This window comes from Pseudomonas sp. LLC-1, from assembly GCF_002992185.1.
Classification (GTDB): domain Bacteria; phylum Pseudomonadota; class Gammaproteobacteria; order Pseudomonadales; family Pseudomonadaceae; genus Aquipseudomonas; species Aquipseudomonas monteilii.
Map to the genome: position 1 here is coordinate 77,829 of NZ_LUVY01000012.1, position 12,160 is coordinate 89,988.

At 64.9% G+C, this 12,160-nt stretch carries 8 protein-coding genes; 6 read left to right on the plus strand and 2 right to left on the minus strand.

What is annotated here, in order from left to right; genetic code table 11:
• The 5 genes from kdpA (at position 1) to A0O30_RS11255 (ending at position 7,837) form a co-directional block, all read left to right on the plus strand.
• Positions 1-1,695, plus strand: coding sequence for a potassium-transporting ATPase subunit KdpA (gene kdpA / locus A0O30_RS11235; protein ID WP_105946515.1), 1,695 nt, complete (start codon positions 1-3; stop codon positions 1,693-1,695).
• A gap of 9 nt (positions 1,696-1,704) precedes the next feature.
• A complete protein-coding gene (gene kdpB / locus A0O30_RS11240; RefSeq protein ID WP_105946516.1) occupies positions 1,705-3,759 on the plus strand; it encodes a potassium-transporting ATPase subunit KdpB in 2,055 nt (684 codons plus the stop codon).
• A gap of 10 nt (positions 3,760-3,769) precedes the next feature.
• A complete protein-coding gene (kdpC, locus tag A0O30_RS11245) occupies positions 3,770-4,321 on the plus strand; it encodes a potassium-transporting ATPase subunit KdpC (RefSeq protein WP_105946517.1) in 552 nt (183 codons plus the stop codon).
• A 157-nt stretch (positions 4,322-4,478) separates the two neighbouring features.
• Entirely contained in the window at positions 4,479-7,133 is a 2,655-nt protein-coding gene (locus tag A0O30_RS11250; RefSeq protein WP_105946518.1) for a sensor histidine kinase KdpD, read from the plus strand.
• On the plus strand, positions 7,130-7,837 hold the full coding sequence (locus A0O30_RS11255; protein WP_105946519.1) for a response regulator: 708 nt from the start codon (positions 7,130-7,132) through the stop codon (positions 7,835-7,837). The genes A0O30_RS11250 and A0O30_RS11255 overlap by 4 nt, the downstream gene beginning before the upstream one ends.
• 183 nt (positions 7,838-8,020) lie before the next feature.
• Here A0O30_RS11255 and A0O30_RS11260 read toward each other — a convergent pair whose 3' ends face one another.
• The gene (locus tag A0O30_RS11260) at positions 8,021-9,883 is read right to left on the minus strand and encodes an FAD/NAD(P)-binding protein (RefSeq protein WP_105946520.1); all 1,863 of its coding nucleotides are present in this window, start codon (positions 9,881-9,883) and stop codon (positions 8,021-8,023) included.
• A 55-nt stretch (positions 9,884-9,938) separates the two neighbouring features.
• Complete coding sequence (locus A0O30_RS11265; protein WP_105946521.1) at positions 9,939-10,844, minus strand: LysR family transcriptional regulator; 906 nt, start codon at positions 10,842-10,844, stop codon at positions 9,939-9,941.
• Between the two features lie 78 nt (positions 10,845-10,922).
• Between A0O30_RS11265 and A0O30_RS11270 the strand changes: the two genes are divergently transcribed.
• Positions 10,923-12,158: an NAD(P)/FAD-dependent oxidoreductase gene (locus A0O30_RS11270; protein ID WP_105946522.1), complete on the plus strand. Its 1,236-nt coding sequence runs from the start codon at positions 10,923-10,925 to the stop codon at positions 12,156-12,158.
• Positions 12,159-12,160 lie beyond the last annotated feature (2 nt).

Sequence of the window (12,160 nt, forward strand, 5' to 3'; positions counted from 1 at the left end):
ATGCACAGTTACGATTTCGCCTTGCTGCTGGCGTTCTTCGCCATCGTGCTGTTACCGGCACCCTGGCTCGGGCGGTTCTACTACAGGGTCATGGAAGGCCAGCGCACCTGGCTGTCGCCGCTGCTGAGCCCGGTCGAGCAGGCCTGCTACCGGCTAGCGGGCGTGAACGCCAGCCAGGAGCAGAGCTGGCGGCAATACACCCTGGCGCTACTGGCCTTCAACCTGGCCGGATTCCTGCTGCTGTTCGCCGTGTTGCTGTTGCAGGGTTACCTGCCGCTCAACCCGCAGCACCTGCCCGGCCAGGAGTGGTCGCTGGCGTTCAACACCGCCGTCAGCTTCGTCACCAACACCAACTGGCAGGCCTACAGTGGTGAGGCATCGGTCAGCTACCTCAGCCAGATGCTTGGCCTGACCGTACAGAACTTTGTCAGTGCCGCCACCGGCCTGGCCGTGCTGGTCGCGTTGTGTCGCGGCATTGCCCGGCGCAGTGCAACGACGCTGGGCAATTTCTGGGTCGACATGACCCGCGCCACCCTCTATGGCTTGCTGCCGCTGTGCCTGCTGCTGGCGCTGCTGCTGGTGTGGCAGGGCGTGCCGCAGACCTTTGCCGACTACGCTCATGCGCTGACCCTGCAAGGAACTGACCAGACCATTCCGCTGGGGCCGGCCGCCAGCCAGATCGCCATCAAGCAACTGGGTACCAATGGCGGTGGCTTCTTCGGCGTCAACTCGGCGCACCCGTTCGAAAACCCCACGGCCTGGAGCAACCTGTTCGAGGTGGCGTCGATCATCCTCATTCCGGTGGCGTTGGTGTTCACGTTCGGCCACTACGTGAAGGACCTGCGTCAGAGCCGTGCGATCCTCGCCTGCATGCTTGCCCTGTTCCTGATTGGCGGCAGCACCGCGCTGTGGTCCGAGTACCAGCCCAACCCGGCGCTGGAAAGCACCCAGGTGCAACAGGCGGCCCCCTTGGAAGGCAAGGAAAGCCGGTTTGGCACCACCGGTTCGGTGTTGTGGACGGTCACCACCACTGCAGCCTCCAACGGCTCGGTCAATGCCATGCACGATAGCCTCAACCCGCTGACTGGCATGGTGGCGATGGTCAACATGATGGTGGGCGAGGTGATTTTCGGCGGCGTCGGCGCCGGGCTGTACGGGATGCTGCTGTTCGTGCTGATCGCGGTGTTCCTGGCCGGGCTGATGATTGGCCGCACCCCGGAATACCTGGGCAAGAAGCTGCAAGCCCGTGAGGTGCAGTTGCTGGTGGCAACCCTGCTGGTGATGCCGGTCGGCGTGCTGGTGCTGGGCGCTATCGCCGCCAGCCTGCCTGGCCCGGCGGGTGCGGTCAGCAACCCGGGGGCGCATGGTTTCAGCCAGCTGCTGTACGCCTACACCTCGGGTACGGCCAACAATGGCTCGGCCTTCGCCGGCTTCGGTGCCAACACGGTGTACCACAACCTGATGATCGGCCTGGCCATGCTCATCGGCCGCTTCGGCTACATCCTGCCGATCCTGGCCTTGGCTGGCAGCCTGGCAGCGAAGAAAAGCGCACCGCAGGGGCAGAACAGCTTCCCCACCCACGGCCCGTTGTTCACCGGCCTGCTGCTGGTGACCATCCTGCTGGTGGGTGGCCTTACCTTCCTGCCGACCCTGGCCCTGGGGCCAATCGCCGAACACCTGAGCCTGGGTTTCTGAGGACTGACCATGAACATGCCCATTCCTGAAGTTAAAGCGCGGCACACCGCCAAGGACCAGACTCGCTTCGCCGCGCTGTGGCGTCCGGCGCTGGTGCAGGCGTTCGTCAAGCTCGACCCGCGCCAGCTCAAACGTTCGCCGGTGATGCTGGTGGTGGCCCTGACCGCGGTGCTGACCACTGTGCTGTGCTTCGCCCCCGGCAGTGGCGTGAGTACCGGCGTTGCCGTGCAAATCGCCCTGTGGCTGTGGTTTACCGTGCTGTTCGCCAACTTTGCCGAGGCGCTGGCCGAAGGCCGTGGCAAGGCCCGCGCCGACAGCCTCAAGGCGGGGAGCCAAGGCTTGACCGCCCAGCGTCGCAAGCGTGATGGCAGCTACGAAACCATTGCAGCCAGCGCGTTGCGCAAAGATGACGTAGTGCGCGTAGTCGCTGGCGAAATGATCCCCGGCGACGGCGAGGTGCTGGAAGGTATCGCGGCGGTCAACGAGGCCGCCATTACCGGTGAGTCTGCCCCCGTGATCCGCGAATCCGGCGGCGACCGCTCGGCCGTGACTGGCAATACCCGGCTGGTCTCCGACTGGCTGTTGATCCGTATCACCAGCAACCCGGGCGAATCGACCCTCGACCGCATGATTGCCTTGGTCGAAGGCGCCAAGCGCCAGAAAACGCCGAACGAGATTGCCCTCGACATCCTGTTGATCGGCCTGACGCTGATCTTCCTGATCGTGGTGGTGACCCTGCAGCCGTTCGCCCATTTCGCGGGTGGCAGCCTGCCGCTGATCTTCCTGGCCGCGCTGCTGGTGACGCTGATCCCTACCACCATCGGCGGCCTGCTGTCGGCCATCGGCATCGCTGGCATGGACCGCCTGGTGCGCTTGAACGTTATCGCCCGTTCCGGCCGGGCGGTGGAAGCAGCCGGTGATGTGCATACGCTGATGCTCGACAAGACCGGCACCATCACCTTTGGCAACCGCCGCTGCAGCGCGCTGCATGCTGCACCAGGCATCACCGCCAAGGAATTGGGCGAGGGCGCACTGCTGGCCTCGTTGGCCGATGACACCGCCGAAGGCAAGTCGATTGTCGAGTACCTGCGCCAACTGCATGACTTTATCGAACCGGCTGCCGGGCAGTTCGAGGCCGTGGCCTTCAGTGCCGAGACACGTCTGTCGGGTATCGACTTCCAGCAGCACCGCTACCGCAAGGGCGCCGTCGATGCGGTACTGGCGTTCGTCGGCATGCAACGGCTGGAAGTGCCCCCGGCGCTGGCCCGCGAAGTGGAGCGCATCGCCCAGAGCGGCGGCACACCGCTGCTGGTGTGCATCGACAAGCGCCTGCTTGGCGTAATCCACCTCAAGGACGTGGTCAAGCCGGGTATCCGCGAGCGCTTCGCCGAGTTGCGCAAACTGGGTATTCGCACGGTGATGGTGACCGGCGACAACCCGCTTACCGCCGCCGCCATCGCAGCCGAAGCGGGGGTGGATGACGTACTGGCCGAGGCCACCCCTGAGAAGAAACTGGCGCGTATTCGCCAGGAGCAGAACGACGGCCGCCTGGTGGCCATGTGCGGCGACGGTGCCAACGACGCCCCGGCACTGGCGCAGGCCGATGTGGGCATGGCCATGAACGACGGCACCCAGGCCGCGCGTGAGGCGGCCAACATGGTCGATCTGGACAGCGACCCGACCAAGCTGCTGGACGTGGTGCAGGTAGGTAAAGAGCTGCTGGTCACCCGTGGCGCACTGACCACCTTCTCCATCGCCAACGACGTGGCCAAGTACTTCGCCATCCTGCCGGCGCTGTTCGCCGCCATCTACCCACAGCTGGGCGTGCTCAACCTGATGCACCTGGCCAGCCCGCAGAGCGCGATCCTGTCGGCCATCGTGTTCAACGCGCTGATCATCATCGCGCTGATCCCGCTGGCGCTGCGTGGTGTGCGGGTGCAGGCGGCCAGTGCGGCGCATCTGTTGCGGCGCAACCTGCTGATCTACGGGCTGGGCGGCATTGTGGTGCCGTTTGCCGGGATCAAGCTGATCGACCTGCTGCTCAATGCCCTGAACCTGGTCTGAGGAGGCCGCCATGAATGCTTATGTACGCCCGGCGTTGAGCCTGGCTTTGTTGATGACGCTGGTGACGGGGGCGCTGTATCCGCTGGCGGTGACGGGCATTGCCCAGGTCGCTTTCCCGGAACAGGCCAATGGCAGCCTGGTGCGCGATGACCAGGGCCAGGTGCGTGGTTCGGCGCTGATCGCCCAGGAATTCAAGGGTGACGGCTGGTTCCATGCGCGGCCTTCGGCGGGCGCTTACGCCACGGTGGCCAGCGGTGCCAGCAACCTGTCGCCGAGTAACCCGGCGCTGGCCGAGCGGGTCAAGGGGGACGCCGCAACGCTCTACCGGGCGCAGCAGGGGCCGGTGCCGCAGGCGTTGCTGACCACCTCGGGTAGCGGCCTCGACCCACACCTGCCGCCAGAGGCCGTGGCTTATCAGGTTCCACGCGTGGCAGCAGTGCGGCAAATGCCGGTGGAGCGCTTGCAAGCCTTGGTGGAAGAGGCCACCCTCCACCCATTGATCGGCCCGCCGGTGGTCAATGTGCTGGCGCTGAACCAGGCACTGGAGCAATTGAGCCACTGATGTTGGGGCCGCTCTGCGGCCCATCGCCGGCAAGCCAGCTCCCACAGGTACTGCACATGACTTTAGGTTGCTGCGGTCGAGGTGGGAGCTGGCTTGCCGGCGATGGCCTGCGAAGCAGGCCCTTTGGTCGACCGTCGCAGATTCTGAAGGATGAGACATGAGTGATTCCGCCCGCGCCGATGCGCTGCTGGCTAACCTCCCTCGTACAGGCCGGGGCCGGCTCAAGGTCTTCCTCGGCGCCGCCCCCGGCGTCGGCAAAACCTTTGCCATGCTCCAGGCCGCCCACGCCCAGCAACGCCAGGGTGTTCAGGTGCTGGCGGGGGTTGTCGAAACCCACGGCCGCGCCGAAACCGAGGCGTTGCTCGCCGGCCTTCAGCAGCAACCCCTGCTGCGCAGCCAGTACCGTGGGGTCACGCTTGAAGAAATGGACCTCGACGGCCTGCTCAAGGTCGCGCCAACACTGGCCCTGGTCGACGAACTGGCCCACACCAATGCCCCCGGCAGCCGGCACGCCAAGCGCTGGCAGGACGTGCAGGAATTGCTGGCCGCCGGCATCGACGTGTACACCACGGTCAACGTCCAGCACCTGGAAAGCCTCAACGACAAGGTGCGCGACATTACCGGCGTGCTCGTACGCGAAACCCTGCCGGACTGGGTGTTGCAGGAAGCCTTCGAACTGGTGCTGATCGACCTGCCACCGCGTGAGCTGCTCGAACGCCTGCGCGAAGGCAAGGTGTACGTACCGGAGCAGGCGCGGGCCGCGATCGACGCGTACTTCTCGCAAACCAACCTGACCGCGCTGCGCGAACTGGCCATGCAGACTGCCGCCGCGCAGGTCGATGCCGACCTGGCCCATGGCTATCGCCAGCGCGGCCAGGAGGCCCCGGCGTTGCGTGGTCGGCTGCTGGTGGGCGTGGATGGCGACGACCAGGCCGAGCGCCTGGTGCGTCATGCCAGCCGCGTGGCCCAGCGCCGCCACCTGCCCTGGAGCATGGTGCATGTGGACAACGGCCGCCTGCGTGACGAAACCGCCCGCCATCGCCTGCAGGCCGCGCAGCAACTGGCCGAGCGCCTGGGCGGGGAGGTGGTGCTGCTGCGTGCCGGCGAAGTGGCGCGCACGTTGATCCAGCATGCCGCCGAACGACGGGCCAGCCTGGTGCTGGTCGGGCAGTCCCGCGACCGACTGCGCCGGCGCCTGTTCGGTGCCGGGGTGGCTGCGCGGCTGTTGCGTGAGAGCCATGGCCTGGAAATCAACGTGCTGGACCGCGATGTGCAGCCGCAAGCGCCGCGTTCGGCGGTGCGGCGGGTGTGGGTGTGGCGGCATTACCTGCTGGCGCTACTGGCCACCGTCATGGCAGCAGGCCTGTCCTGGGCGGTGTCGAGTGTGCTGGCGTTGCCAAACATTTCGCTGGTGTTCCTGGCGGCGGTGTTGCTGGTGGCGGTACGCAGCAGCCTGGGGCCTGCGCTGGCCTGTGCTGCGTTGTCGTTCCTGACTTACGATTTCCTGTTCATTCCGCCCAATTTCTCGTTCAGCATCCAGCGTGAAGAAGATGTGCTGACCCTGGTGTTCTTCCTGCTGATGGCCGCGCTAACCGGCAACCTGGCCGCCCGCCAGCGTCGCCAGCTGCAGGCGCTGCGCGAGACCCAGGCGCAGACCAGCCAGTTGCTCGACCTGTCGCGCCGGCTGACGGTGGCCACAGACCGCCAGGCCGTCTTCAATGCCGCCGGCCAGCATCTGGATGGCTGGCAAGATATGCAGGTGTGCCTGCTGGAGCGCAACGCCGAAGGCCAGCTGCAAGTGGCCAGTGGTGAAGCCAACGCCTTTAGCGACAACGAACGCGCCGCCGCGCAATGGGCCTGGCAGCATGGCCAGGCCGCCGGCCATGGCAGTGACACCCTGCCCAATGGCCGCTGGTGGTGGTGGCCGCTGGCGGTAGACGAACAACCCCTGGCGCTGCTCGGTGTACGCCCGCGTTCCGGCCAGCCGCTCAGCGACCCGCGCCGGCGCCTGCTCACCGCCCTTGGCCAGCCGCTGGCACAGGCATTGGCCCGCGCCCGCCTGGCCGAGCAACTGGAGGCCGCACGCCTGCATGGCGAAACCGAGCAGTTGCGCAGTGCCTTGCTGGCGTCCGTTTCCCACGACTTGCGCACGCCGTTGACCGCCATGCGTGGCAGCATCGACAGCCTGCTGGCGTTGGGCGAGGCCATCCCGCCTGAAGACCGCCGTGAGCTGTTGGAAGGCACCCGCAACGAGGCCGAGCGCCTCGACCGCTACATCCAGAACCTGTTGGACATGACCCGCCTGGGCCACGGCGGCCTCAAGCTGGCACGCGACTGGGTGGCTCCGGGCGACATCGCTGGCAGTGCGCTCAACCGCCTGCGTGTAGTGCTTGCCCCGTTGCGTGTGCACACTGACGTGCCGGCCGAGCTGCCGCTGCTGTTCGTGCATGCAGCGCTGATCGAGCAGGCGCTGGTCAATGTGCTGGAAAACGCGGCACGGTTCTCGCCGGCCAATGGTCGGCTTGAACTCCACGTATCGGTGCAGGACATGCAGTTGCGTTTTGCCGTCCTTGACCAAGGCCCCGGCATTCCGGTGGCCGACCGCGAGAAGATCTTCGACATGTTCTACACCGCCGCCCGTGGTGACCGTGGCGGGCAGGGTACCGGCCTGGGCCTGGCCATCTGCCAGGGCATGATCGGCGCCCATGGCGGGCAGATTCTGGTAGGCGAAGGCATCGATGGCCAGGGCACCGGCATCACTCTATGCTTGCCACTGCCCCCTCAACCTGAAGCCGAAAGCGAAACCCCATGAGCCAGTCCGCCACCCTGTTGGTCATCGACGATGAACCGCAGATTCGCAAGTTCCTGCGCATCAGCCTGGCCTCCCAGGGCTACAAGGTGATCGAAGCCGCAACCGGTGAGGAAGGGCTCGCTCAGGCCGCATTGGGCAAGCCGGACCTGGTGGTGCTCGACCTGGGCCTGCCGGACATGGACGGCCAGCAGGTGCTGCGTGAGCTGCGCGAGTGGAGTGCGGTGCCGGTGATGGTGTTGTCGGTGCGCGCCAGTGAGGTCCAGAAGGTGGATGCGCTGGATGGCGGGGCGAACGACTATGTGACCAAGCCGTTCGGCATCCAGGAGTTCTTGGCGCGGGTGCGTGCCCTGCTGCGCCAGGTGCCGCAGACCGGGGGTTCGGAGGTGGCGGCCAGCTTCGGGCCGTTGACCGTGGATTTTGCCTTCCGCCGGGTGATGCTGGAGGGCGTCGAGGTGGCGCTGACGCGCAAGGAGTATGCCTTGCTGGCGCTGTTGGCCGGGCATCCGGGGCGGGTGATTACCCAGCAGCAGTTGCTCAAGGACATCTGGGGGCCTACCCATGTGGAAGACACCCATTACTTGCGGATCGTGGTCGGGCATCTGCGCCAGAAGCTGGGGGACGACCCCACGGCACCTCGCTTTATCATTACCGAGGCGGGCGTGGGGTACAGGTTGGTGGCGCCGGTGTTTGGGGGTAAACCTTGATGCCAGCCAGTTAAGCAATTTGGGCCGCTTTGCGGCCCATCGCCGGCAAGCCAGCTCCCACAAGTACTGTGCAGACCTTAAGCATGGCGCGGTCCTTGTGGGAGCTGGCTTGCCGGCGATGGGCTGCGCAGCAGCCCCAAAGCTTGTAACTGGCTCGATAGGGGCCGATAGCTGGCAGGGGACTCAACCCAGCTCATTCACTGCACGCCAAGCCTCATCAATGGCCGCATGCGCATAGGCCTCCCAGGCTGCATCGGAGTTGGCGATGGCAACATTGCCGACCTTCTGGCGGGCCAGGTTCATCAGTTTCTCACTCGCTTCCTGGTCATCGAACAGGCTGTTGGCAAAGTACGAGTAACCGTGCGGCCAACGGTTGATGGTGATGGCCTGCACATCCTTGTTGTAGTCGAAGCCGGCCGGGCCCAGCATGGCCTGCAGCTGATCACGCACCATGCCCTCCATGTCTTCGAAACTCATGGCGTAAAGCTTGCTGCGGCCAACGCTGGCCTGGCTGCGGGCATCCAGGCCCGCGTTGGGGGTAGTGGGTACATGGACCATGTGCAGGCCAATGGGTTGGGCTGGATCACGCGGATGGCGGTAGCCGCCGATGTCCACCGGGTAGTCCAGTTTCACGCGGCTGTACGGTTGGTTCGGCGCATAGATTTCATGCACGCCCAGCTTCATGAAGCTCTGCCAGTTGCGAATGAGCACTTTGGTGTACACCAGCGGAAACTTCACGTTCTGCGCCAGCGCGTGGGCCTGTTCCTTGGAGAGGTCGCGTAGCAGGTAGGGGATCATCATGTTGTAGCAGGCCAGCACGCAGTGCTTGCTACGTACGCGGTGCAACTGGCCGGCCCGGCTGTAGCCTGTATCGACGCCGCCGTCACGGTTCTTCACGCTGACCACTGTGCTGTTCAGGCGCAGGCGGACCGGGTTTTGCGCAAGGTCCAGCCTGGCATAGTCGAAGGGAGCCAGGACAATGTCATTCATGTCGGTGCCGGGTGCCACACCTGGTATCAGGCTGCGCACCAGCAGCCGCGCCAGCGAGGCATTGCCGTCGGGGAAATGGTAGATGTAGGGTTCTTCCATCTCCGCTTTCAGTTCTTCGCTGACGGGCGGCAGGCCCATGGCGGCAAAACCGGGGAAGCCCACGCCGTATGCGTCGGCGGCGGCCACGGCGTCGATGCTCAGGGCTGAAAAGTCATTGGTGCGGCTGAGGAAGTAGCGAGTGGCGGCTTCACTCAGGCCCACATCCTTGCGCAGGAAATCCTGATAGCTGGTCTTGGCCAGGTAGGCCTCTTTCTCTTCGATGCCCTTACCCTTCAGGTAGTCCCTCGGTGCTTCGTGCAGGTCGATCAATGCCTGGCGGTCGGCCTCGGGCAATGGGAAGTCGCCAATGAAGGCGCGCCAGCTGCGGGCATTGAGTTTGTCCGGGGCAATGTCGTCGGCGACCATCGGCGTGGGGTCACCGCTGACCATCCTGGCTTCGCCGAAGCCGGCTTTGTCGAAGAACACGCCACGGGACAGGCCGAGGTTGGGGTAGAAGTCCCGGTCGAAGGCGGTCTGGAAACGGTCCACATCGACGTTCAGTTGTTTGAGCAAGCCGTTCACTGTGGCGCTGTAGAGGTGCTTGGGTGACTGGAAGGCTTCGCTGCCGCCGTAACCGAGGATCATCTGGCCGCCCGCTTGGAACTCGTTGCGCTTGGCATGGCCGCCGAAGTCGTCGTGGTTCTCGATGATCAGCACGCGCGCCTTCGGGTGCTGCTGGCGGTAGAACCAGGCAGCGGACAGGCCGCTGATGCCGCCGCCCACCACGACCAGATCGTATTGCTCCTCCACCGCCAGGTTGTCGGTGTCGAATACCTTCTTCTCCCAGCCCATCTGGTGCCCGACCTCGAAGGCACCCGGGTGGCTGCCGCGCAGGCCGGTGAGGGCAGGGGGGTAGTAGCGGCCGGAGGGCGCGGCCTGGAGCAGTTGCAGCGGGGTGAGGCCTGCACCGATAGTGAGGGCTACGCCATTGAGAAAGTCGCGTCGGGTGATGGTCATGTCAGTGTCCTTACTGGTTAACCATGGTGGTGTTCGAAGCGTAGCTGCGCCTGCGTCAGGACCTCGGGGATTCTGTTTCAAAGCATTGGCGCATGGCGTCCAGATAGCGCCTTGCGCCCAGCCCGAGTGGCCGTGACTTGATCCAGATGATGTCTACCCACAAGCGCAAGCGGCTGGCCATGTTGTCGAAGCGCACCTCGGCCAGCGCACCTGAAGCAATCAGCGGCTCAACCAGCGGCTGCGGCAGGTAGGCCCAGCCCAGGCCGGACTGCACCAGGTCCAGCGTGGCCAGGTAGCTGTCGGTCAGCCAGATGCGCCGCGACAGCACCATGCGCGGGTCTGACCCGGTGGCCTTGCCCGAGGCCACGATGATCTGCCGTTGTTCGGCAAAGGCCTCTTCGGGCAACGGTGTGCCGCTGTTCTGCCCGGCGGGGTGGCGGGGGGATGCAACGGCCACCAGCAACTGGCTGCCGGCTTCCAGGAATGACTCACGCTCGTCGATACCGGGCCGCTCGAACACCAGCGCCAGTTGCACGCTGCCTTCATGCAGCAAGCGAACGGCTTCGGTCTGCGTCGCCGAGCGCACCTCGATTTCCAGGCTGGGGAACTCCTGGGCCAAAATTTCCAGTGGCTGGCTCCAGCGGCCGGTTTGCAGTTCGGGGGCCATGGCGATGGTCAGGCGCTTTTCCAGGCCCTTGTGCAGTTGCAGGGCCTGGGCGTCGAGCAGGTTGAGCTGGCAGATCACCTGCCTGGCTTGCGGCTCCAGCGCCAGGGCGGCGCTGGTGGGCAAGGCCTTGCGTGTGGCCCGGTCGAACAGCACCAGGTCCAGTTCTGCTTCCAGCTGGGCGACTGCCATACTCACTGCCGAGGGTACACGGCCCAGCTTGCGCGCAGCGGCGGAGAACGAGCCGGCATCGAGCACGGCGAGGAAGATTGCCAGGGAATCGCTGGAAAAGGCCATTGTCAGTAAACCTGATGATGATCATCTTTTATTGATAGAAACTATGAACATTAATGCACGTACAGGACAGTTCCCTCAATGGAGAAGAGCGTGCATAGACCAACCGCGTGGCATGTCACTCACTGGAGTGCAGACCCGTTCAGCCTCGGAGCCTACAGTGCGTTGTTGCCGGGCGGGACGCGGCAGCATCGAAGTGACCTGGGCCAAGTGCTGCATGAGCGCTTGGTCATCGCCGGAGAAGCTTGTGACACCCGCGCCCCGGCAATGACTCATGGTGCATGGAATGATGGGCAGCGCGCCGCAAAGGCTGCAATGGCGGCCGGGGCCCGCAAGGTGATCGTGATCGGTGCCGGTTGTGCGGGCCTGGCTGCGGCACAGCGTTTGCGGGGCCAGGGTATCGATTGCATTGTGCTGGAAGCACGAGGGCGTACAGGCGGGCGCACGCATACAGTCGAGCTGGGGAGTGTGAAGGCCGATGAAGGTGCGGCATGGCTTCAACATTTTGCTGAAAACCCATTGGCCGCCATTGCGCAGCGCCAGGGTTTGCCTTGCATCGAGACCGATTTCAGCCGCCCGCTAGCAGCTGCAAGTGACGGAGTGTTGCCAGATGTCGAAGGCGCCTGGGCTGCCTTCATCGAGCGCGTTGACCGGCAGTTGCCTTTGTCTGAGGCGATCAGCGGCTATATGGCCACACTGGACCCTGCTGGCGTACGGGCCACGCAGTTCGCCATTGATGCCAACCTTGTGCTGGAAGCGTGTTTGCCGGTGACGCAGCTGTCGGTCAGCGCGTTGGACGAAGAGGGCGTCGGGCATGGCGATCGCATGCTGCCTGGCGGCTACAGCGAGCTGGTCGATGTGTTGGCGCAAAACCTGGACATTCGATTGAACACACCGGTAACCCATATCGACTGGTCACGCGCAGGCGTCAGGGTGAATGATGAAACCTGCGACTTCTGCATTTGCACAGTCCCCGTAGGTGTGTTGAAAACGTTGCACTTCACCCCTGAGTTACCTGAAACCCAGCAACGCGCGCTGGCGCATTTGGGCATGGGCAAGCTGGAAAAGGTGATTTTGCAGTTCGATGAGCGCTGGTGGCCAAGTTCATCCTCCGGCTACCTGCGCTGGTATGACGTGCCTGCCAGTTGGGGTGAGTGGCTGGACCTGACCGATGCCGTGGGCAAGCCCACCGTCGCCGGGCTGATTGCCGCCGATGCAATTGCGCGTCAGTTCAGCGGGCGCACAGATGAGCAGATCGCGATGGCCGCGTGTGAGGCACTGGAGGCGTGGGCCGCCGCCATCGGGCCCACGCCTTGAAA

What these genes read in the sequence shown, in the direction of transcription:
- kdpA (WP_105946515.1), top strand. Translation starts at nt 1, where the DNA reads ATGCACAGTTACGATTTCGCCTTGCTGCTGGCGTTCTTCGCCATCGTG.
- kdpB (WP_105946516.1), top strand. Translation starts at nt 1,705, where the DNA reads ATGAACATGCCCATTCCTGAAGTTAAAGCGCGGCACACCGCCAAGGAC.
- kdpC (WP_105946517.1), top strand. Translation starts at nt 3,770, where the DNA reads ATGAATGCTTATGTACGCCCGGCGTTGAGCCTGGCTTTGTTGATGACG.
- A0O30_RS11250 (WP_105946518.1), top strand. Translation starts at nt 4,479, where the DNA reads ATGAGTGATTCCGCCCGCGCCGATGCGCTGCTGGCTAACCTCCCTCGT.
- A0O30_RS11255 (WP_105946519.1), top strand. Translation starts at nt 7,130, where the DNA reads ATGAGCCAGTCCGCCACCCTGTTGGTCATCGACGATGAACCGCAGATT.
- A0O30_RS11260 (WP_105946520.1), bottom strand. Translation starts at nt 9,883, where the DNA reads ATGACCATCACCCGACGCGACTTTCTCAATGGCGTAGCCCTCACTATC.
- A0O30_RS11265 (WP_105946521.1), bottom strand. Translation starts at nt 10,844, where the DNA reads ATGGCCTTTTCCAGCGATTCCCTGGCAATCTTCCTCGCCGTGCTCGAT.
- A0O30_RS11270 (WP_105946522.1), top strand. Translation starts at nt 10,923, where the DNA reads ATGGAGAAGAGCGTGCATAGACCAACCGCGTGGCATGTCACTCACTGG.